The organism is Streptococcus mitis (assembly GCF_019929545.1).
GTDB classification, from domain to species: domain Bacteria; phylum Bacillota; class Bacilli; order Lactobacillales; family Streptococcaceae; genus Streptococcus; species Streptococcus mitis_BU.
Genome location: NZ_JAHZPT010000016.1, coordinates 1 through 22,835 on the forward strand (window position 1 = coordinate 1; position 22,835 = coordinate 22,835).

17 protein-coding genes and 1 pseudogene are annotated in these 22,835 nt (G+C 39.4%); 16 read left to right on the forward strand and 2 right to left on the reverse strand.

Annotation, left to right across the window (positions count from 1 at the left end; all coding sequences use genetic code 11):
• The first annotated feature begins 147 nt into the window (after positions 1–147).
• From K1I71_RS05845 to K1I71_RS05885, 9 genes and pseudogenes are all read left to right on the forward strand, one after another.
• Positions 148–1,326, forward strand: a complete 1,179-nt coding sequence (locus K1I71_RS05845) for an MFS transporter (protein ID WP_223330449.1) — start codon at positions 148–150, stop codon at positions 1,324–1,326.
• A gap of 92 nt (positions 1,327–1,418) precedes the next feature.
• Positions 1,419–3,377: an NAD-dependent DNA ligase LigA gene (gene ligA / locus K1I71_RS05850; protein ID WP_223330450.1), complete on the forward strand. Its 1,959-nt coding sequence runs from the start codon at positions 1,419–1,421 to the stop codon at positions 3,375–3,377.
• A gap of 118 nt (positions 3,378–3,495) precedes the next feature.
• Positions 3,496–5,775, forward strand: coding sequence for a type I pullulanase (gene pulA, locus K1I71_RS05855; protein ID WP_223330451.1), 2,280 nt, complete (start codon positions 3,496–3,498; stop codon positions 5,773–5,775).
• 314 nt (positions 5,776–6,089) lie between these two features.
• The gene (glgB, locus tag K1I71_RS05860) at positions 6,090–8,018 is read left to right on the forward strand and encodes a 1,4-alpha-glucan branching protein GlgB (RefSeq protein ID WP_223330452.1); all 1,929 of its coding nucleotides are present in this window, start codon (positions 6,090–6,092) and stop codon (positions 8,016–8,018) included.
• The gene (locus K1I71_RS05865) at positions 8,008–9,150 is read left to right on the forward strand and encodes a glucose-1-phosphate adenylyltransferase (RefSeq protein ID WP_020902830.1); all 1,143 of its coding nucleotides are present in this window, start codon (positions 8,008–8,010) and stop codon (positions 9,148–9,150) included. The genes glgB and K1I71_RS05865 overlap by 11 nt, the downstream gene beginning before the upstream one ends.
• Complete coding sequence (glgD, locus tag K1I71_RS05870) at positions 9,140–10,279, forward strand: glucose-1-phosphate adenylyltransferase subunit GlgD (RefSeq protein ID WP_125415690.1); 1,140 nt, start codon at positions 9,140–9,142, stop codon at positions 10,277–10,279. The genes K1I71_RS05865 and glgD overlap by 11 nt, the downstream gene beginning before the upstream one ends.
• Positions 10,276–11,709: a glycogen synthase GlgA gene (gene glgA, locus K1I71_RS05875; RefSeq protein ID WP_223330453.1), complete on the forward strand. Its 1,434-nt coding sequence runs from the start codon at positions 10,276–10,278 to the stop codon at positions 11,707–11,709. Before glgD ends, glgA begins: the two co-directional genes overlap by 4 nt.
• 58 nt (positions 11,710–11,767) lie before the next feature.
• Positions 11,768–12,412, forward strand: coding sequence for a phosphoserine phosphatase SerB (gene serB / locus K1I71_RS05880; protein ID WP_173234055.1), 645 nt, complete (start codon positions 11,768–11,770; stop codon positions 12,410–12,412).
• A gap of 8 nt (positions 12,413–12,420) precedes the next feature.
• Positions 12,421–13,536 (forward strand): annotated as a pseudogene (locus tag K1I71_RS05885) (glycerate kinase).
• On the opposite strand, the gene K1I71_RS05890 reads toward K1I71_RS05885, so the two are convergent.
• Complete coding sequence (locus K1I71_RS05890) at positions 13,533–13,979, reverse strand: DUF1694 domain-containing protein (RefSeq protein ID WP_223330454.1); 447 nt, start codon at positions 13,977–13,979, stop codon at positions 13,533–13,535. The pseudogene K1I71_RS05885 and the gene K1I71_RS05890 overlap by 4 nt on opposite strands.
• Positions 13,980–14,142: 163 nt before the next feature.
• On the opposite strand from K1I71_RS05890, the gene eno reads away from it, so the two are divergent.
• The 6 genes from eno (at position 14,143) to K1I71_RS05920 (ending at position 20,850) form a co-directional block, all read left to right on the forward strand.
• Positions 14,143–15,447: a surface-displayed alpha-enolase gene (eno, locus tag K1I71_RS05895; RefSeq protein WP_050200935.1), complete on the forward strand. Its 1,305-nt coding sequence runs from the start codon at positions 14,143–14,145 to the stop codon at positions 15,445–15,447.
• Positions 15,448–15,705: 258 nt separating this feature from the next.
• The gene (locus K1I71_RS05900) at positions 15,706–16,965 is read left to right on the forward strand and encodes a UDP-N-acetylglucosamine 1-carboxyvinyltransferase (RefSeq protein ID WP_049510548.1); all 1,260 of its coding nucleotides are present in this window, start codon (positions 15,706–15,708) and stop codon (positions 16,963–16,965) included.
• 15 nt (positions 16,966–16,980) lie between these two features.
• On the forward strand, positions 16,981–17,532 hold the full coding sequence (locus tag K1I71_RS05905; RefSeq protein ID WP_223330466.1) for a GNAT family N-acetyltransferase: 552 nt from the start codon (positions 16,981–16,983) through the stop codon (positions 17,530–17,532).
• Positions 17,525–18,802 carry a CBS-HotDog domain-containing transcription factor SpxR gene (spxR, locus tag K1I71_RS05910; protein WP_223330455.1) on the forward strand — a complete coding sequence of 426 codons (1,278 nt, stop codon included), beginning with the start codon at positions 17,525–17,527 and terminating at the stop codon, positions 18,800–18,802. Before K1I71_RS05905 ends, spxR begins: the two co-directional genes overlap by 8 nt.
• Positions 18,803–18,817: 15 nt before the next feature.
• Entirely contained in the window at positions 18,818–19,678 is an 861-nt protein-coding gene (locus K1I71_RS05915) for a methionyl aminopeptidase (RefSeq protein ID WP_000631543.1), read from the forward strand.
• A gap of 254 nt (positions 19,679–19,932) precedes the next feature.
• Entirely contained in the window at positions 19,933–20,850 is a 918-nt protein-coding gene (locus K1I71_RS05920; RefSeq protein ID WP_223330456.1) for a bifunctional riboflavin kinase/FAD synthetase, read from the forward strand.
• 87 nt (positions 20,851–20,937) lie between these two features.
• Here K1I71_RS05920 and K1I71_RS05925 read toward each other — a convergent pair whose 3' ends face one another.
• The gene (locus K1I71_RS05925; RefSeq protein WP_223330457.1) at positions 20,938–21,786 is read right to left on the reverse strand and encodes a YitT family protein; all 849 of its coding nucleotides are present in this window, start codon (positions 21,784–21,786) and stop codon (positions 20,938–20,940) included.
• 140 nt (positions 21,787–21,926) lie between these two features.
• Between K1I71_RS05925 and K1I71_RS05930 the strand changes: the two genes are divergently transcribed.
• A complete protein-coding gene (locus tag K1I71_RS05930) occupies positions 21,927–22,766 on the forward strand; it encodes a DegV family protein (RefSeq protein WP_049500761.1) in 840 nt (279 codons plus the stop codon).
• Positions 22,767–22,835 lie beyond the last annotated feature (69 nt).

Here is a 22,835-nt window from a genome sequence, read left to right on the forward strand (position 1 = left end):
AGGAGTTTTTATATGAATCGCTATGCAGTACAGCTGATTAGTCGTGGAGCTGTTAACAAGATAGGGAATATGCTCTAATAAGGGAAAAATGAAAAAGCTCCTTTCGGTTTTGATACAATAGTTTCAAAATTTGAGAGGAGTTTTTATATGAATCGCTATGCAGTACAGCTGATTAGTCGTGGAGCTGTTAACAAGATAGGGAATATGCTCTATGATTATGGAAATAGTGTTTGGTTGGCGTCCATGGGGACTATCGGGCAGACTGTTTTAGGAATGTATCAGATTTCTGAACTCGTCACATCTATTCTCGTAAATCCTTTTGGCGGAGTCGTTTCAGACCGTTTTTCTCGTCGTAGGATTTTAATGGCGATGGATCTTGTTTGTGGGATTCTTTGTCTGGCTATTTCTTTTATAAGAAATGACAGCTGGATGATTGGAGCTTTGATTGTTGCTAATATTGTGCAGGCTATTGCTTTTGCCTTTTCTAGACCAGCAAATAAGGCCATTATCACAGAATTGGTAGAGAAAGATGAACTGGTCCTCTACAATTCTCGTTTGGAATTGGTGATGCAGGTTGTCAGTGTGAGTTCCCCTGTGCTTTCTTTTTTGGTTTTACAATTCGCAAGTCTTCGCATTATCTTGGTATTAGATGCCCTTAGTTTTTTTCTTGCTTTTGGTTTGGTAGCCCTGCTTCCAAAGAAAGAAGAGAAGACTTTGGGGGAGAAGAAACTTACATTCAAAGTTATTTTTTCTGATATCAAGGAGGGAGTTCACTATATTGTGAAGCAAAAGGAAATCTTCTTTTTGTTAGTCATGTCTTCAAGTGTCAATTTTTTTTTCGCAGCTTTTAATTACCTCCTCCCCTTTTCAAATCAGCTCTATGGAGTACAAGGTGCCTATGCCACTATTTTAACTATGGGTGCTATTGGGTCTATTGTTGGGACCCTGTTAGCTAGCAAGATTAAAGCCAGTATGGAAATGCTTTTGTTTTTATTGGCTCTGACTGGACTTGGGGTGATGATAATGGGATTTACCCTCCCATCCTATCTTACTTTTTCAGGCAATTTCGTTTGTGAACTCTTTATGACGATTTTCAATATTCACTTTTTTACTCAAGTACAAACCAAGGTTGAAGGTGAATATCTGGGAAGAGTTCTCAGTTCGATTTATACCTTAGCTATACTATTTATGCCTATAGCAACAGGTTTAATGACCTTTCTTCCAAGTGTCCATCTTTATTCTTTCTTGATTATAGGACTTGGAGTTGTCGTTTTATCTTTCTTAGCTCTAGGCTATGTTCGAACCCGTTTTGAAAAAGAGACATAAGTTTGCTTGGACTTCAAAAATAATTCCAATCTAAGTGTTTTTTCCGCCCTTCTCGTTTGTGAGGAGGGCTTAATTTATGGTAAAATGGTTTTATGAATAAAAGAATGAATGAGTTAGTCGCCTTGCTCAATCGCTATGCGGCTGAGTACTATACCAGCGATAATCCCTCGGTTTCAGACAGTGAGTATGATCGCCTTTACCGAGAGTTGGTTGAGTTAGAAACTGCCTATCCAGATCAAGTGTTAGCAGACAGTCCGACCCATCGTGTTGGTGGTAAAGTCTTAGATGGTTTTGAAAAATACAGTCATCAGTATCCTCTTTATAGTTTGCAGGATGCTTTTTCACGTGAGGAACTTGAAGCTTTTGATGCGCGTGTTCGTAAGGAAGTGGCTCATCCGACCTATATTTGTGAGCTGAAAATCGATGGCTTGTCTATCTCGCTGACTTATGAAAAGGGGATTTTGGTTGCTGGGGCAACACGTGGTGATGGTTCTATTGGTGAAAATATTACAGAAAATCTTAAACGCGTTAAGGACATTCCCTTAACTTTGCCAGAAGAACTAGATATCACAGTTCGTGGAGAATGTTATATGCCACGCGCTTCTTTTGACCAGGTTAACCAAGCTCGACAAGAAAATGGAGAGCCCGAATTTGCTAATCCTCGTAATGCAGCGGCAGGAACCCTGCGACAGTTGGATACAGCAGTAGTTGCCAAGCGCAATCTTGCAACGTTTCTCTATCAAGAAGCCAGCCCTTCAACTCGTGACAGCCAAGAAAAGGTTTTGAAGCACCTAGAACAACTTGGTTTTGTAGTCAATCCTAAGCGGATTTTGGCTGAAAATATAGATGAAATCTGGAATTTTATCCAAGAAGTAGGAGAGGAACGGGAGAATCTGCCTTATGATATCGATGGTGTGGTGATCAAGGTTAATGACTTAGCAAGCCAAGAAGAACTTGGTTTTACCGTCAAGGCTCCAAAGTGGGCAGTAGCCTATAAGTTCCCAGCTGAAGAAAAAGAAGCTCAATTACTCTCAGTTGACTGGACAGTTGGCCGTACGGGTGTTGTAACCCCAACTGCGAATTTAACACCAGTACAACTAGCTGGTACAACTGTTAGCCGTGCGACCCTGCACAATGTGGATTATATTGCTGAAAAAGATATCCGCAAAGACGACACGGTTATCGTATATAAGGCTGGCGACATCATCCCTGCCGTTTTACGTGTGGTAGAGTCCAAACGGGTTTCTGAAGAAAAACTAGATATCCCTACAAACTGCCCAAGTTGTGAGTCTGACTTGTTGCACTTTGAAGATGAAGTGGCTCTCCGTTGTATAAATCCGCGTTGTCCTGCCCAAATCATGGAAGGTTTGATTCACTTTGCTTCTCGTGATGCTATGAATATTACAGGCCTTGGTCCATCTATTGTTGAGAAACTCTTTGCTGAGAATTTAGTTAGGGATGTGGCGGATATTTATCGTTTGAAAGAAGAAGATTTCCTCCTTTTAGAGGGGGTTAAGGAAAAGTCTGCTTCTAAACTGTATCAGGCCATCCAAGCATCTAAGGAAAACTCAGCTGAGAAACTATTGTTTGGTTTGGGAATTCGCCATGTCGGAAGCAAGGCCAGTCAGCTTTTACTTCAACATTTTCACTCGATTGAAAATCTGGCTCAGGCAGATCCAGAGGAAGTGGCTAGTATTGAAAGTCTGGGTGGTGTGATTGCCAAGAGTCTCCAGACTTATTTTGCGACAGAAGGCTCTGAAATTCTCCTCAGAGAATTGAAAGAAGCTGGGGTCAATCTGGACTATAAAGGACAGACGGTAGTAGCGGATGCAGCCTTGTCAGGTTTGACCGTGGTATTGACTGGAAAATTGGAACGACTCAAGCGCTCAGAAGCTAAAAATAAACTCGAAAGTCTAGGTGCTAAGGTAACAGGCAGTGTTTCTAAAAAGACCGACCTCGTCGTGGCAGGTGCAGACGCTGGAAGTAAACTGCAAAAAGCACAAGAACTTGGTATCGAGGTTCGAGATGAAGCTTGGCTAGAAAGTTTGTAATAATCGTTTAAAAACAGAGTTTAGATAATATGACTATGTTTGTTAATCGGGACAAAATCGGTCAAGAATTTATTAGTGAAATAGAAACAAATCAAGAAGTAAAAAGGAAAAATAAAAAATGTATAACTACCCTATGCGCATTCATTACCATCGCAAGAATGGAGAATATGACACTTGCTCTTTTGTAAAAAGTCAGGACCAGCGAATTGATTTGCTAACCTACAAAGAAGATTATTTTGGTGCCTTATTTAGTTTTGAACACCCAAGTTCTCATGCCTTAGAAAGTTTGAATTTTGTGGTTCATACAGGTCAAACCAGTAAAGAATATGCTATCCGTTTTAATCATTATCCTCTTTTAACAGAAGTCTGGATTTTGGAAGGGGATGATAGGATTTATTACTCTGAAAATCCTGCTATTGCCAGTCCTTTCTATAAGAATCAAAATCCTTTTGCCTTTGATAAGGCCATTAACAGTGCTAGTTTTGATCATCATTGGGGTTACCAAGGGGAATTGGGGTGCCGTGTAGAGGATAATCAAGCTCATTTTGCTCTTTGGGCTCCAACATCGACAGAAGTGCAGATAGTCGTTTATGAATCAGCTGCTAATGACGCACCTGTTTGGAAAACTTTTGATATGGAAAGAGGCAATAGCTACTCTTATAATCATAAAGACAATACAATCGGTGTCTGGAGTTTGGATGTTGAGGAAGATTTGACTGGTAAGGCTTATCAGTATCAAGTCCAATTTCCTCACCACCAAACACTGACACGCGATCCTTATACCATTGCAACCAGTCCTGATGGCAAACGTTCAGCTATTCTGAGCCATGCAGAAAAGCAAGTTGAAAACTTTGAGGTTAAGCACGGTTCTGAGGCTACTTGGCGCTTGGAAAATCCATGTAAGGCAGTTATCTGTGAAATGCACATTCGTGATTTGACCAAATCACCGACCTCAGGTGTGGATGAACATCTTCGAGGAACTTTCTTAGGTGCTGCACAGACTGGAACGGTTAACCAGTATGGCCAAGCAACTGCTTTTGATTACATCAAGAAGCTGGGATATAATTATGTTCAGTTGCAACCAATTGCAGACCGTCACAAAGAATATGATGCAGATGGGAATGTCACCTACAACTGGGGCTATGACCCACAAAACTATAACGCACCAGAGACGAGCCTTTCAACAAACCCAGAGGATCCTGCTCAGGTTATTCGTGATTTGAAGACCATGGTTCAAGCCTATCACGATGCTGGCATTGGTGTCATTATGGATGTGGTCTATAACCATACCTTCTCAGTTGTTGATGCACCTTTCCAAACAACTGTCCCTGATTACTACTATCGTATGAATCCAGATGGCACCTTCCAAAATGGAACGGGTGTTGGAAATGAAACAGCCAGTGAACACGAAATGTTCCGCAAGTATATGATTGATTCTCTTCTATACTGGGTGCAGGAATACAATATTGACGGCTTCCGTTTTGATTTGATGGGGATTCATGATGTTAAGACCATGCAGATGATTCGTCAGAGCTTGGATGAAATTGACCCTAACATTATCCTTTATGGAGAAGGTTGGGATATGGGAACAGGTCTTGCACCTTATGACAAGGCCAAGAAAGACAATGCCTACCAGATGCCAAACATCGGTTTCTTTAATGACAATCAGCGTGATGCTGTAAAAGGTGGAGAAGTTTATGGTGCTATCAAGTCAGGCTTTGTTAGTGGTGCTGCGACAGAGCCAATTCTAGCCAAAGCAATCCTAGGTAGCCGTGAATTAGGAACATATACACATCCAAATCAAGTGCTGAATTATGTGGAAGCCCATGACAATTACAATCTTCATGATTTGTTGGCAACCCTACATCCAGACCAAAGTTCAGAGCAAATCATGCGCAAGGTTGAGACAGCCACAGCTATGAACCTACTCATGCAAGGGATGACCTTTATGGAAATCGGTCAAGAATTTGGTCGTACCAAACTGGTTGCGACGGGTGAAAATGGTGAACTGACCCATGATGATAGAGAGCGTGCTATGAATAGCTATAATGCTCCAGACAGCGTGAACCAAGTGAACTGGGACTTGATTAATGAGCGTCAAGATAGTATTGCGTTTATCCGTCAGATGATTCGATTGAAGACAGGAACCGGTGCCTTTTCTTACCCAACTTATGATGAAATTTACCATCATGTTTTTGTTCATTCAGCAAATGAACATAGTGGTTTGATTGTCTATGAGATTCAAGGGGAAGAACATTTACTGGTTGTCTTTAATGCTAAAGGGCAAGACTTCCAGTTTGAAAATGCTGGAAATCTAGAACTATTGGTGACCAATAGCCATTTAAGTGATAAAGACATGGTTGGTGGCGTCAGTGCCAGCGTCTTTAAAGTTTTGTAGAATAGATTTTCAATTTAAATTCATTTATGGTGCTTTATCTGTTAATAAAATCAGGAGATTCATTTCCTGATTTATTTTTTTTACTTAAAATTATATTTTTGTTAGCTAAATAACGAACTTTATGATAGTATTATAAAAAAACAATTCGTTTTCAAAGCGTTTCTGAAAATTTCTTGATTTACAAGTGAACACATCAGTGAATTTGTTGAAGACTTTCAAAAGATTTTTTTGCAAATTCCGTAATTTACTTGAATCTTCCCTAAAAAGGTAGTATAATAAATCTATAGAAAACGCTTACAGAAATAGGAGGGTGTATGGATAAGAATAATGCTTTAAAAACCTTTATGACAGGTGAAAATTTTCACCTCCAGCACTATCTGGGAGCTCATAGGGAAGAAAAAGATGGAGAGTATGGCTATACTTTTCGTGTGTGGGCGCCTAATGCTCAGGCTGTTCACTTGGTAGGGGATTTCACCAATTGGGTTGAAAATCAAATCCCGATGGAACGGAATGAATTTGGAGTTTGGGAAGTCTTTACCAGTCTTGCTCAAGAAGGCCAAATTTATAAGTACCATATCACACGATCAAACGGTCATCAGCTGATGAAGATTGACCCTTTGGCTGTTCGATATGAGGCACGACCTGGTACTGGGGCTATTTTAACAGATATTTCAGAAAAGAAATGGAAGGATGGCCTCTGGCTAGCCCGTAGAAAACGCTTGAGCTTTGAAGAGCGTCCTGTCAATATTTATGAGGCTCATGCTGGCTCTTGGAAGAGAAATCCGGATGGCAGCCCCTATAGTTTTGCTCAATTGAAAGATGAACTCATTCCTTACTTGGTTGAGATGAATTATACTCACATTGAGTTTATGCCCCTGATGTCTCACCCACTAGGTTTGAGTTGGGGCTATCAGCTTATGGGTTACTTTGCTCTAGAGCATGCCTATGGTCGTCCTGAAGAGTTTCAAGATTTTGTTGAGGAATGTCACTTAAACAATATAGGTGTTATTGTAGACTGGGTACCTGGTCACTTTACTATCAATGATGATGCCTTGGCCTATTATGATGGAACACCGACTTTTGAATACCAAGACCATAATAAGGCTCATAACTACGGTTGGGGAGCACTCAATTTTGACCTTGGAAAGAATGAAGTCCAGTCTTTCTTGATTTCTAGTATTAAGTTTTGGATTGATTTTTATCATTTAGATGGTATTCGCGTGGATGCGGTTAGCAACATGCTCTATCTTGACTACGATGATGCTCCATGGACACCTAATAAAGATGGTGGCAATCTCAACTATGAAGGTTATTATTTCCTTCAACGCTTGAATGATGTGATTAAACTAGTTCATCCAGACGTTATGATGATAGCTGAGGAAAGTTCATCAGCTACTCAGATTACTGACACTAAGGATTCAGATGGTCTAGGATTTGACTATAAATGGAATATGGGGTGGATGAATGATATCCTCCGATTCTACGAAGAAGATCCTATTTATCGTAAATATGACTTTAACCTGGTGACTTTCAGCTTTATGTATGTCTTTAAAGAAAACTACCTCTTACCATTTTCACATGATGAGGTTGTCCATGGTAAGAAGAGTATGATGCATAAGATGTGGGGTGATCGTTACAACCAATTTGCTGGCTTGAGAAATCTATATACCTACCAGATTTGTCACCCGGGTAAGAAGTTACTTTTTATGGGAAGTGAATATGGGCAATTTCTAGAATGGAAATCTGAAGAACAGTTGGAATGGTCTAACCTAGAAGATCCAATGAATGCTAAGATGAAGTATTTCACTTCTCAGCTAAACCAGTTTTATAAAGACCATCGCTGTCTGTGGGAAATTGATAATAGTTATGATGGCATTGAAATCATCGATGCGGATAATCGAGACCAGAGTGTTCTTTCCTTCATCCGTAAGGGTAAGAAGGATGATATGTTAGTCTGTATCTTTAATATGGCACCTGTTGAACGAAAAGATTTTACAATCGGACTTCCTGTTGCAGGGATTTACGAAGAAGTCTGGAATACTGAGTTAGAAGAGTGGGGAGGCGTTTGGAAAGAACATAATCAAACAGTTCAAACGCAAGAAGGGCTATGGAAAGATTATGAGCAGACCTTGACCTTTACCCTACCGGCTATGGGAGCAAGTGTTTGGAAAATCAAACGTCGCTTGAAACCTACTAAAACCGTCACAAGTAAAAACCAAAAAGGAGTAGAAAATGAAGAATGAAATGTTAGCTTTGATTCTTGCTGGTGGGCAAGGAACTCGTCTCGGTAAACTCACTCAAAGCATCGCAAAACCAGCTGTGCAATTTGGTGGGCGCTACCGTATCATTGACTTTGCTCTTTCAAACTGTGCCAACTCAGGCATCAACAATGTTGGAGTCATTACACAGTACCAACCACTTGCTCTCAACAACCATATTGGGAATGGTTCAAGCTGGGGACTAGATGGTATCAATTCTGGTGTCTCTATTCTTCAACCTTATTCTGCAAGTGAAGGAAATCGTTGGTTTGAGGGGACTAGCCACGCTATTTACCAAAATATTGATTATATCGATAGTGTCAATCCTGAGTATGTCTTGATTCTCTCTGGGGACCATATCTACAAAATGGACTATGATGATATGCTCCAGTCTCACAAGGATAATAATGCTAGTTTGACAGTCGCAGTTCTTGATGTTCCTCTGAAAGAAGCTAGCCGTTTTGGTATCATGAATACAGATGCAAACAATCGTATTGTTGAATTTGAAGAAAAACCAGCTCAACCTAAATCTACCAAAGCTTCTATGGGAATTTACATCTTTGATTGGCAACGTCTCCGCAATATGCTTGTTGCTGCTGAAAAGAGCAATGTCGATATGTCAGACTTTGGTAAAAATGTCATTCCAAATTACCTTGAGTCAGGTGAAAGTGTTTATGCCTACGAGTTTAATGGCTACTGGAAAGATGTTGGTACGATTGAATCGCTTTGGGAAGCTAACATGGAGTACATTTCTCCAGAAAATGCCTTGGATAGCCGTAACCGTCAATGGAAGATTTACTCAAGAAACTTAATTTCACCACCAAACTTCCTTGGGGCAAATGCTCACGTGGAAGATTCCTTGGTTGTTGATGGCTGTTTCGTAGATGGAACTGTTAAACATTCTATCCTCTCAACAGGTGCGCAAGTTCGCGAAGGGGCAGAAGTAGTAGATTCAGTTATCATGAGTGGTGCAATTGTCGGTCAGGGAGCTAAAATCAAACGTGCCATTATTGGTGAAGGTGCAGTTATTTCTGATGGTGTCGAAATTGATGGAACAGAAGAAGTACAAGTTGTAGGATATGATGAAGTAGTGGGGGTAGCAACAGATGAAGATTGATAAATATTCTGCCATTTTAGGAAACACAGTTGGTTTTCATGATATGTCAACACTGACAGACCACCGTCCAGTAGCTAGTTTGCCATTTGGTGGTAAATATCGTTTGATCGACTTCCCGCTCTCAAGTCTTGCTAATGCTGGTGTCCGTAGTATTTTTGGTATTTTCCAACAAGACAATATCAGTTCAGTCTTTGACCATATCCGTTCAGGGCGTGAGTGGGGATTGTCAACTCTTCTTAGCCACTACTATCTAGGTATTTACAATACACGTGTGGAAAGTAGTACAGTTGGAAAAGAATACTACCAACAGCTTCTTACTTATTTGAAACGTTCCGGCTCAAACCAAACAGTGTCACTTAACTGTGATGTTTTAATTAATATTGATCTGAACCAAGTATTCCACCTACACACTACAACAAAAGGTCCAATCACTGTAGTTTATAAAAAACTACCTAAGAAAGATATTTCAGAAGTAAATGCAATCTTAGAAGTAGATGAAACAGACCATGTTCGTTCTCATAAACTCTTTGATAGCAAATCATCAGATGAAGTTTACAATATGTCCACAGATATCTTTGTCGTCGATACACCTTGGTTGATTGAACGCTTAGAAGAAGAAGCTAAGAAAGAACATCCAGAGAAATTGCGTTATGTTTTACGGGATTTGGCGGCAAAAGAAGGGGCTTTTGCCTACGAGTACACAGGTTATCTGGCAAATATTCATTCTGTAGAGTCTTATTACCAAGCTAACAAAGATATGCTTGAATCACAAAAATTCTACTCTCTATTTACTCCAAACCAAAAGATTTACACAAAGGTAAAAAACGAAGAGCCAACTTATTATGCTAATACATCTAAGGTAAGCACTTCTCAGTTTGCCTCTGGTAGTATCATTGAAGGTCAAGTGGCTAATTCTGTTTTATCACGTAATATTCATGTCCATAAGGATAGCTTGGTTAAAGATAGCATCTTATTCCCTCGTGTTGTTATTGGAGAAGGTGCTCAGGTAGAATATGCTATCTTGGACAAGGGTGTTGAAGTTGCGGATGGAGTTGTGATCCGTGGAACTGCAGAACATCCAGTCGTCGTTAAGAAAGGTGCTAAAGTAACAGAGGATATTCATTCATGAAAATTTTATTTGTAGCAGCTGAGGGTGCGCCCTTTTCAAAAACAGGTGGTTTGGGAGACGTCATTGGCGCTCTTCCTAAATCACTGGTAAAAGCGGGACATGAAGTTGCAGTAATTTTACCCTACTATGACATGGTAGAGGCTAAATTTGGAAATCAGATTGAAGATGTTCTTCATTTTGAGGTGAGTGTTGGTTGGCGCAGGCAGTACTGTGGAATTAAGAAAACCGTCTTAAACGGTGTGACTTTCTACTTTATTGACAATCAATATTATTTCTTCCGTGGTCATGTTTACGGTGATTTTGATGACGGAGAACGCTTTGCCTTTTTCCAACTGGCTGCCATTGAGGCTATGGAAAGAATTGACTTTATTCCTGACCTTCTCCATGTTCATGACTACCATACAGCTATGATTCCTTTCTTGTTGAAGGAAAAATACCGTTGGATTCAATCCTATCAAGGAATAAAAACTGTTTTGACTATTCATAATTTAGAATTCCAAGGACAATTTTCAGAAGGAATGTTATGGGATTTGTTTGGAGTTGGCTTTGAGCGATACGCTGATGGCACCCTTCGCTGGAACAACTGTTTGAACTGGATGAAGGCTGGTATTCTTTATGCTGACCGTGTTTCAACCGTTTCACCTAGTTATGCTCATGAAATTATGACCAGTCAGTTCGGATGTAACTTGGATCAAATTCTTCGAATGGAGTCTGGCAAGGTGTCTGGTATCGTGAATGGGATTGATGCTGATCTTTATAATCCTCAGACGGATGCTCTTTTAGACTATCATTTCAATCATGAAGATTTGTCTGGAAAAGCACAAAATAAGGCGAAATTACAAGAGAGAGTTGGCTTGCCAGTTAGATCTGACGTTCCTCTGGTGGGAATTGTTTCTCGTTTGACACGTCAAAAAGGCTTTGATGTGGTGGTGGAAAGTCTGCACCATATCTTGCAAAATGATGTTCAGATTGTTCTTTTAGGAACTGGTGATCCAGACTTTGAAGGAGCTTTCTCATGGTTTGCTCAAATCTACCCAGACAAGCTATCAGCAAATATTACCTTTGATGTCAAACTAGCTCAAGAAATCTACGCTGCTTGTGATCTCTTCCTCATGCCGAGTCGTTTTGAACCGTGTGGCTTGTCTCAGATGATGGCTATGCGTTACGGAACCTTGCCATTGGTTCACGAAGTTGGTGGCTTGCGAGATACCGTTCAAGCCTTTAATCCAATTGAAGGAAGCGGTACTGGCTTTAGCTTTGACAATCTATCTCCTTATTGGTTAAATTGGACTTTCCAAACAGCATTGGACTTGTATAGAAACCATCCTGACGTTTGGAGAAACTTACAAAAACAAGCTATGGGGTGTGATTTCTCATGGGATACAGCCTGCAAGTCATACCTTGACTTGTACCATAGTTTAGTTAATTAATAGATAAAATCGTATGATGACTTCATACGATTTTTGGGCTGTTTAGAGAGGAGAACTGATGTCTCAAGTAAAAGGTTTGTGTGTTATGGATGTTGATGGAACCTTACTCCTAGAAGAAGTAATTGATCTTTTGGGAAGAGAGGCAGGTCGTGAGGAGGAAATTTCGCTGATTACAAGTCGGGCAATGAGAGGAGAGTTAGACTTTGAAAGCAGTTTAAGAAAAAGAGTTTCCTTGTTGGAAGGACTTCCTGTTTCTGTATTTGATAAAGTCTTCAACTCAATTCATCTATCGCCAAATGCCCAAGAATTCATCTCTATTCTTCAAAAGAATGGCATCTTGGTTGGTCTGGTGTCTGGTGGATTTACTCCAATAGTTGAGAGGCTTGCAAAATTCCTTGGTATTGCCTATTTCTCTGCCAATCAACTTGAAGTCAAAGATGGTCTTTTAACTGGAAAATTGATTGGACAAATTATAAGTCCTGAGGTCAAAAAAGAGACTCTGGAAAAATGGAGAGAGGAACTAAAACTTCCTCAAGAAAGAACTGTTGCAATCGGTGACGGGGCTAATGACTTATTAATGTTGAAGTCAGCAGGACTGGGAATTGCTTTTTGTGCCAAAAAAGTACTGAAACAAGAAATACCAAACCATGTTGACAAGAGGGATTTTTTAGAAGTTCTTCCCTTGATTGACTGTTTAGAATGAGGGAAAATATGAAGATTGTAATTGCACCAGATTCGTTTAAGGAAAGCTTGTCCGCTCAACAGGTAGCTGAAGCAATAAAAAGAGGCTTCCAACAATCGATAGCAGATGTAGAATGTCTCCTCTGCCCTGTTGGTGATGGTGGAGAAGGCACTGTTGATGCTATTATACATTCTATTGACCTTGAAGAAAAATGGATCCAAGTGACAGGACCTTTTGGACAGAAAGAAGAAATGCGCTATTTTCAAAAAGGTCAACTGGCACTATTTGAAGTTGCTGATTTGGTTGGCCTTGAAAAAATTCCGCTAGAGAAACGAGATCCACTGAAAATCCAAACTTGTGGTATTGGAGAATTGATTCGCCACCTCATTAGTCAAGAGATTAAAGGAATCTATATTGGCGTTGGTGGTACGGCTAGTAATGACGGAGGAATTGGGATCGCTGCTGGATTGGGTTATCAATTTTATGATTAGGATGGAAATGTATTGCCTGCTTACGGTCAGTCCTTATTAAACTTAGCTTCTGTTTCAACAGAAAATCGCTATGAAATTCCTGAAGATGTTCAAATTCGTATTTTAGCAGATGTCGTAAGTCCCTTATGTGGTCATCAAGGTACGACTTACACTTTTGGCAAGCAAAAAGGCCTACATCCTACTATGTTTGCAGTCGTAGATCAGGCAATCCAAGATTTTTATGAAAAAGCCTCACCTGTAACATTGGAAATTAAAGGAGCAGGAGCTGGGGGAGGCCTTGCTGGCGGTTTGTGTGCCTTTGCTCAAGCAAATATCGTGTCTGGAATTGATACCTGCTTGAACTTAATCAACTTTGATAAGAAAGTTTCAGATGCTGACTTGGTTATTGTTGGAGAAGGAAGGCTAGATCGTCAAAGTTTAGCAGGGAAAGCGCCGATAGGGGTAGCAAAAAGAACCCCTGTCGGAGTTCCTGTTATTGCTATTTGCGGTAGTCTCGCTGAAGATTTACCTTCCCTACCATTTGAAAATATCCAAGCTGCCTTTTCTATTTTGGAGAAAAGTGAACCTCTAGAAGAGAGTTTGAAAAATGCCAGTCTCTATTTGGAGCACACGGCTGCTAATGTAGGGCATTTATTAAATATGCGCAAGATTTAGCCAAACCATTTCTTCCAGATGGATGTTTTGGCTGGTTCTTCCTTTTTACCTTCCCAAAGTTTTGCAAAAGCAAGTCGAAGGTTCTTTTCTTCTACTTGAACTGGTGCATTGCTATGGATAATCAGGCCAAAAGGAGAAGAAGAATGCTCTTCAGATACAATGGTAGCTTGACTATCAGTTTCTTTAGCTTCTTTTAAGTAGAAAACTTGCTTGTCAAATTCGATATTTGGTGAAATCTTCACAAATAGTGGCTCTGATTTTTCCTGAAGGTTTTCTAAAATAGATAAAAAGCCTTTTTCTAGCTGAGGGCTATTTGCTGTGTCAATATCTGCATATCCAAGAACTCTTTCCTCAAAGGTACCAAGATAGCGTCTTTGCTCATCCGGATTTAATTTTGGGCCACCATGAGCTTTTTCAAGTAATTGTTTTGATAAATCTGTCATGAAAACAGTATATCATAAAAGTTAGAATAAAACAGACAAAAGAAAGCGATTACTTTATAAAGTTAAGGAAAATTTGCACAAAGATAACGTTTTTTCTTGAAAAAGGAGGGGTTTTAAGGTATTATAGAGGTGTAAAAAATTTAACTCATAAGGAGAGTAAAAAATGTCAATTATTACTGATGTTTACGCTCGCGAAGTCCTAGACTCACGCGGTAACCCAACACTTGAAGTGGAAGTTTATACTGAATCAGGTGCTTTCGGACGTGGTATGGTTCCATCAGGAGCTTCTACTGGTGAACACGAAGCAGTTGAACTTCGCGACGGTGACAAATCTCGTTACGGTGGTCTTGGTACACAAAAAGCTGTTGACAACGTAAACAACATCATTGCTGAAGCTATCATCGGCTACGATGTACGTGACCAACAAGCTATCGACCGTGCTATGATCGCTCTTGACGGTACTCCTAACAAAGGTAAATTAGGTGCGAACGCAATCCTTGGTGTGTCTATCGCTGTAGCTCGTGCTGCTGCTGACTACCTTGAAATCCCACTTTACAGCTACCTTGGTGGATTCAACACTAAAGTTCTTCCAACTCCAATGATGAACATCATCAACGGTGGTTCTCACTCTGACGCTCCAATCGCTTTCCAAGAGTTCATGATCGTACCTGCTGGTGCGCCATCATTCAAAGAAGCTCTTCGTTGGGGTGCTGAAATCTTCCACGCTCTTAAGAAAATCCTTAAATCTCGTGGTCTTGAAACAGCCGTAGGTGACGAAGGTGGATTCGCTCCTCGTTTTGAAGGAACTGAAGACGGAGTTGAAACTATCCTTGCTGCGATCGAAGCTGCTGGATATGTTCCAGGTAAAGACGTATTTATCGGATTTGACTGTGCTTCATCAGAATTCTACGATAAAGAACGTAAAGTTTACGACTACACTAAATTCGAAGGTGAAGGAGCAGCTGTACGTACTGCTGCAGAACAAATCGACTACCTTGAAGAATTGGTAAACAAATACCCAATCATCACTATCGAAGATGGTATGGATGAAAATGACTGGGACGGTTGGAAAGCTCTTACTGAACGTCTTGGTAAGAAAGTACAACTTGTTGGTGACGACTTCTTCGTAACAAACACTGACTACCTTGCACGTGGTATCCAAGAAGGTGCTGCTAACTCAATCCTTATCAAAGTTAACCAAATCGGTACTCTTACTGAAACTTTTGAAGCTATCGAAATGGCTAAAGAAGCTGGTTACACTGCCGTTGTATCACACCGTTCAGGTGAAACTGAAGATTCAACAATCGCTGACATCGCAGTTGCAACTAACGCAGGACAAATCAAGACTGGTTCACTTTCACGTACAGACCGTATCGCTAAATACAACCAATTGCTTCGCATCGAAGACCAACTTGGTGAAGTAGCAGAATACCGTGGATTGAAATCATTCTACAACCTTAAAAAATAAAATAGTTCAGTGAACTATTTTATCCCGAACCTTGAAATTCAAAAGTTCGACCGTTGATTTAACAACGTTTTTAGCCCCTCGGATTTTATCCGAAGGGCTATTTTTGTATTTAGGGGGCAAAACATTTCAAGACAGCTCATTTACTAATAAATCCGATTCAGCTAATATAATTGAAAATGATGGAAAAAAGGGTGAATTTATGATATACTTTAATGCAGGACCTTTTTAGAAATTTTGAAAGAGTATTAAAAATTTAAAATGAGAAAAATTGTAATCAATGGTGGCTTGCCCCTGCAAGGTGAGATTACCATTAGTGGTGCAAAAAATAGTGTCGTAGCTTTGATTCCAGCTATTATTTTGGCAGATGATGTTGTAACTTTGGATTGTGTGCCAGATATTTCCGATGTTGCTAGTCTTGTCGAAATTATGGAGTTAATGGGAGCTACCGTTAAGCGTTATGACGATGTATTAGAGATTGATCCGAGGGGCGTTCAGAATATTCCAATGCCATACGGAAAAATCAATAGTCTTCGTGCATCTTATTATTTTTATGGAAGTCTTTTAGGTCGCTTTGGTGAAGCTACTGTTGGTTTACCTGGTGGATGTGATTTGGGACCTCGCCCTATTGACTTACACCTTAAGGCTTTTGAAGCTATGGGAGCAACTGTTAGCTACGAGGGAGATAACATGAAGTTATCTGCTAAAGATACAGGACTTCACGGTGCAAGTATTTACATGGATACGGTTAGTGTCGGTGCGACGATTAATACGATGATTGCTGCGGTTAAAGCAAATGGTCGTACTATTATTGAAAATGCAGCCCGAGAACCTGAGATTATTGATGTTGCCACTCTCTTAAATAATATGGGTGCTCATATCCGTGGTGCTGGGACCAATATCATCATTATTGATGGTGTTGAAAGATTACACGGAACCCGTCATCAGGTGATTCCAGACCGTATTGAAGCAGGAACATATATTTCTTTAGCTGCTGCAGTCGGTAAGGGAATTCGTATTAATAATGTTCTTTATGAACACTTAGAAGGATTCATCGCTAAGTTGGAAGAAATGGGAGTGAGAATGACTGTATCGGAGGACAGTATTTTTGTCGAAGAACAGTCTAATTTGAAAGCAATTAATATTAAGACAGCTCCTTACCCAGGCTTTGCTACTGACTTGCAACAACCAATTACTCCTCTCTTGTTAACAGCAGAGGGTCGTGGTACCATTATTGATACCATTTATGAAAAACGAGTAAACCATGTTTTTGAACTAGCAAAGATGGACGCAGATATTACGACTACAAACGACCATATTTTATATACTGGTGGCCGTAGTTTACGTGGTGCAAATGTAAAAGCTACTGACCTTAGAGCTGGGGCCGCACTTGTCATTGCTGGTTTAATGGCTGAAGGCAAAACTGAAATTACAAATATTGAGTTCATCTTACGTGGTTATTCAGATATTATTGAAAAATTACGTAATCTAGGAGCTGATATTACACTTGTTGAAGAATAAACCGTAGAGGTGTTTATGAATATTTGGACCAAATTAGCAATGTTTTCTTTTTTTGAAACGGATCGCTTGTATTTGCGTCCTTTCTTTTTTAGTGATAGTAAGGACTTCCATGAGATAGCTTCAAATCCAGAAAATCTCCAATTTATTTTCCCGACTCAGGCAAGTTTGGAAGAAAGTCAATATGCAATGGCCAATTATTTTATGAAATCTCCATTAGGAGTATGGGCTATTTGTGACAAGAAAACTGAAAAAATGATTGGTTCAATTAAGTTTGAAAAGCTAGATGAAATTAAAAAAGAAGCAGAACTTGGTTATTTTTTGAGAAAAGATGTGTGGTGTCAAGGTTTTATGACTGAAGTTGTAAAAAAACTTTGCCAACTTTCTTTTGAGGAACTTGGTTTAAAACAATTATCTGTCATTACCCACCTTGAAAATGAAGCTAGCCAAAAGGTTGCTCTTAAGTCTGGATTTCGATTGATTCGTCAGTTTAAAGGAAGTGATCGCTATACAAGGAAAATGCGAGATTATCTTGAGTTTCGCTTTGTAAAGGGAGAAATTAATGAGTAAACACCAAGAAATTCTAAGTTATTTGGAAGAATTACCTGTTGGTAAAAGAGTCAGTGTTCGAAGCATTTCCAATCATCTAGGAGTCAGTGATGGAACGGCTTATCGGGCCATTAAAGAAGCTGAAAATCGTGGAATTGTAGAGACTCGCCCAAGAAGTGGTACTATCCGTGTTAAATCTCAGAGAGTTGCTATAGAGAGATTAACGTTTGCTGAAATTGCAGAAGTGACTTCTTCTGAGGTTCTGGCTGGTCAAGAAGGTTTAGAGAGAGAATTTAGTAAGTTCTCAATCGGTGCCATGACTGAGCAAAATATCTTATCTTACCTTCATGATGGGGGGCTTTTAATTGTCGGAGACCGTACCCGTATCCAATTACTAGCGCTGGAAAATGAAAATGCAGTTCTGGTTACAGGTGGATTTCAGGTTCATGATGATGTGCTTAAACTGGCCAATCAAAAAGGGATTCCTGTTTTGAGAAGCAAGAATGACACTTTTACCATTGCGACTATGATCAATAAAGCCCTGTCAAATGTACAAATCAAGACTGATATTCTGACAGTTGAGAAACTTTATCGCCCGAGTCATGAGTATGGTTTTTTGAGAGAGACTGACACTGTTAAAGACTATTTGGACTTAGTTCGTAAGAATCGTAGCAGTCGTTTCCCAGTTATCAATCAACACCAGGTCGTTGTTGGAGTTGTAACCATGAGAGACGCTGGTGATAAGTCACCAAGTACCACAATTGACAAGGTCATGTCGCGTAGTCTATTTTTGGTTGGATTATCAACAAATATTGCCAATGTGAGTCAACGGATGATTGCTGAAGACTTTGAAATGGTACCAGTTGTTCGGAATAATCAAACCTTGCTTGGAGTTGTGACGCGACGAGATGTCATGGAGAAGATGAGCCGTTCCCAAGTTTCGGCTCTACCGACTTTTTCTGAGCAGATTGGACAAAAACTTTCTTATCACCATGATGAGGTAGTGATTACAGTGGAACCTTTTATGCTAGAAAAAAATGGTGTTTTGGCTAATGGTGTTTTGGCGGAGATACTGACCCACATGACTCAAGATTTGGTTGTTAATAGTGGTCGTAATCTTATTATTGAGCAGATGCTAATCTACTTTTTGCAGGCTGTTCAGATTGATGATATACTGCGCATTCAAGCACGCATTATCCATCATACTAGACGATCAGCTATTATTGACTACGATATTTATCATGGTCATCAGATTGTTTCAAAAGCTAATGTAACCGTTAAAATTAATTAGAAACTAGGAGAAAAAATGATAACATTAAAATCAGCTCGTGAAATCGAAGCTATGGATAAGGCCGGTGATTTTTTAGCAAGTATCCATATTGGCTTGCGTGATTTGATTAAGCCTGGCGTAGATATGTGGGAAGTTGAAGAATATGTTCGCCGTCGTTGTAAGGAAGAAAATTTCCTTCCACTTCAGATTGGGGTTGACGGTGCCATGATGGACTATCCTTATGCTACCTGTTGCTCTCTTAATGATGAAGTGGCTCATGCTTTCCCTCGTCACTATATCTTGAAAGATGGTGATTTGCTCAAAGTTGATATGGTTTTGGGAGGTCCAATTGCTAAATCTGACCTGAATGTCTCAAAATTAAACTTCAACAATGTTGAACAAATGAAAAAATACACTCAGAGCTATTCTGGTGGCCTAGCAGACTCTTGTTGGGCTTATGCTGTTGGTACACCGTCCGAAGAAGTGAAAAATCTGATGGATGTAACTAAAGAAGCCATGTATAAGGGGATTGAGCAAGCTGTTGTTGGAAATCGTATCGGTGATATCGGTGCGGCGATTCAAGAATACGCTGAAAGTCGTGGATACGGTGTAGTGCGTGATTTGGTTGGTCATGGTGTTGGCCCAACTATGCATGAAGAACCAATGGTTCCTAACTATGGTATTGCAGGTCGTGGGCTTCGTCTCCGTGAAGGAATGGTCTTAACCATTGAACCAATGATTAATACTGGTGACTGGGAAATTGATACAGATATGAAGACCGGTTGGGCGCATAAGACCATTGACGGTGGTCTATCTTGTCAATATGAACACCAATTCGTGATTACAAAAGATGGTCCTGTTATCTTGACTAGTCAAGGTGAAGAAGGAACTTATTAATAAAAATTGAAAAGGCTGCTGGAAGTTGATTTTATAAAGAATTTACTAGAACTTTTCATAATAAAGCGCATTATATCAAGTTTTAAGGGCTGATGTGATGCGTTTTTCTGATTTCAAGATTCTTACGTCAATCTCTTGTACGTTATGTTGATTTTAAAAACAAAATTCTTCTAAAATGGTACACTTCAGCTTAAAAAAACGACATTTCAGATTTTCTGGTTCAGAAATAGCTATCACTATGATATAATTATTTTATGATTATTACTATTCCTATAAAAAATCAAAAAGATATTGGCACACCATCCGATTCGGTCGTTGTTCTCGGCTATTTTGATGGTATACATAAGGGACATCAAGAACTATTTCGTGTTGCCAATAAGGCTGCGAGAAAGGATTTATTGCCTATCGTAGTTATGACCTTTAATGAATCTCCAAAGATTGCTTTAGAGCCTTATCATCCTGACCTATTTTTGCATATTTTGAATCCTGCTGAGCGTGAAAGAAAATTAAAGCGTGAAGGTGTAGAAGAATTATATCTCCTTGATTTTAGTAGTCAATTTGCTAGTCTCACCGCAGAAGAATTTTTTGCGACTTATATTAAGGCTATGAATGCTAAAATTATTGTTGCAGGTTTTGATTATACATTTGGTTCTGACAAAAAAACGGCAGAAGATTTAAAGAATTACTTTGATGGAGAAGTTATCATTGTCCCACCTGTAGAAGATGAGAAAGGAAAGATTAGTTCAACTCGTATCCGTCAAGCTATTTTAGATGGCAATGTGAAAGAAGCAGGAGAACTTTTGGGGGCACCGCTTCCATCCAGAGGGATGGTGGTTCATGGTAACGCTCGTGGTCGTACGATTGGTTATCCAACTGCTAATTTGGTGCTTTTAGACCGTACTTATATGCCAGCAGATGGTGTTTATGTTGTTGATGTTGAGATTCAAAGACAGAAGTATCGTGCTATGGCTAGTGTTGGAAAAAATGTGACCTTTGACGGAGAAGAAGCACGTTTTGAAGTCAACATTTTTGATTTTAATCAAGATATTTATGGTGAAACAGTTATGGTTTATTGGCTTGATCGCATTCGAGATATGACCAAATTTGACTCAGTCGACCAATTAGTGGATCAGTTAGAGGCTGATGAAGAACTAGCTCGGAATTGGTCTTAAGAGATTGCGTAATTAAAAAAGAGGTTGTCTGTAACCCAAAAGATAGATGATGTAGTCTAACTTTTGAGGTCACTACAAGACCTCTTTTTATTCTTTTTTAAAGGTAAAGCCTTCGCCAAGGATTTCGTGGGCTTCTGTAATAGTTATAAAGGCTTGAGGATCAATTCGATGAATCATTTCCTTCATTTTCACAATTTCATTTCTTCCGACAATACAGTAGATAATCTTCAAATCTTTTTGACTATAGTAGCCTTGACCTGAGATGAAAGTAACGCCTCTACCTAGGTCATCATTAATCGCCTTAGCGAGTTGGTCAGGACGTTTTGTGATAATCATAAATCCTTTACCTGCATAGCCACCTTCGCCAATCAAATCAATGACACGCGAAACGATAAAATCAAATAAGAGCGTGTAGGAAACCAATCTCAAATCTTTGAAGATTAGGAGAATCAGCATGAGAATACAAAAATCTAAGATAAAGAGCAGTTTCCCCATGGATATATGAGTGTATTTATTGAGAATACGAGCTAGAATATCAGTACCACCAGTTGTACCTCCAGCATTAAAGATAATTCCAAGACCAATTCCCAATAGAATCCCAGCTATAAGGGCAGTGATTAGTAAATCACCTTGAAGATCAATATGAAAGGGAATACGTTCAAAAAAGGCCAACCAGGCGGATAAGGCTAAGGTTCCTAGTAAACTAGAATAGAGGGACTTTGCTCCAAAAATCTTCCAAGCTAGGATGAAAAGGGGAATATTAATCAGCAGGTTCATGAGAGAAACAGGGATTTTAAAAAGATAAAAGGTGATGAGGGTAATACCTGTCGCCCCTCCCTCAAAGAGATGATGAGGAACTACAAAATAAGTTAGACCAAAAGCATAGATAGCAGCACCTAGTAAAATGGTTAAAATGGGATAAATTTTTTTAATCATAGGGACCTCTTTTCTTATAAGTAGATTATATCAAATTTTTAAGGAAAATTTGAATGACTCCATTAGGATTTTTAATCTTTTTTTGATATAATTAAAAGTAAGAAAACCAATCTGAATCCTAAAATAGAAAGATTGATACTATGACAAAAATTAAGATTGTAACCGATTCATCTGTTACTATTGAACCTGAACTAGTAAAACAATTAGATATCACTGTTGTTCCGTTATCTGTAATGATTGATAATGTTGTCTATTCTGATGCGGATTTGAAAGAAGAAGGTAAATTTCTTCAGTTGATGCAAGAAAGTAAAAATCTTCCGAAAACAAGTCAGCCACCTGTAGGTGTCTTTGCTGAAGTTTTTGAAGACCTATGTAAAGATGGTAGCCAGATTCTTGCTATTCATATGTCTCATGCCCTTTCTGGTACTGTAGAAGCGGCACGTCAAGGTGCTAGCTTATCTACTGCCGATGTGACAGTTATTGATAGTTCCTTCACTGACCAAGCCTTGAAATTCCAAGTTGTTGAGGCTGCAAAATTAGCGCAAGAAGGCAAGGAGTTGGAGGAAATCTTATCTCATGTAGAAGAGGTTAAAAACCACACAGAACTCTATATTGGCGTTTCAACTTTGGAAAATTTAGTAAAAGGTGGACGAATTGGCCGTGTAACTGGATTGTTGAGCTCACTTCTCAATATCCGTGTTGTCATGCAGATGAAAGACCATGAGTTGCAGCCAATCGTTAAAGGTCGTGGAGCTAAAACCTTTAAAAAATGGTTAGATGAGTTGATAACATCGCTCTCTGAACGTTCTGTAGCAGAGATTGGAATTTCATATTCTGGTAGTGCTGATTGGGCAAAAGAGATGAAAGAAAGCTTACAAGCTTATGTTGAAAAGCCTATTTCAGTTTTGGAAACGGGCTCTATTATTCAAACTCACACGGGTGAGAATGCTTGGGCTATTTTAGTACGTTACCACTCCTAAAAAAATAAATAAAATGGGAAGAAATAGCGCTTTTAACTTGACCTAAAAGGGATTTTAGGATATGATTAT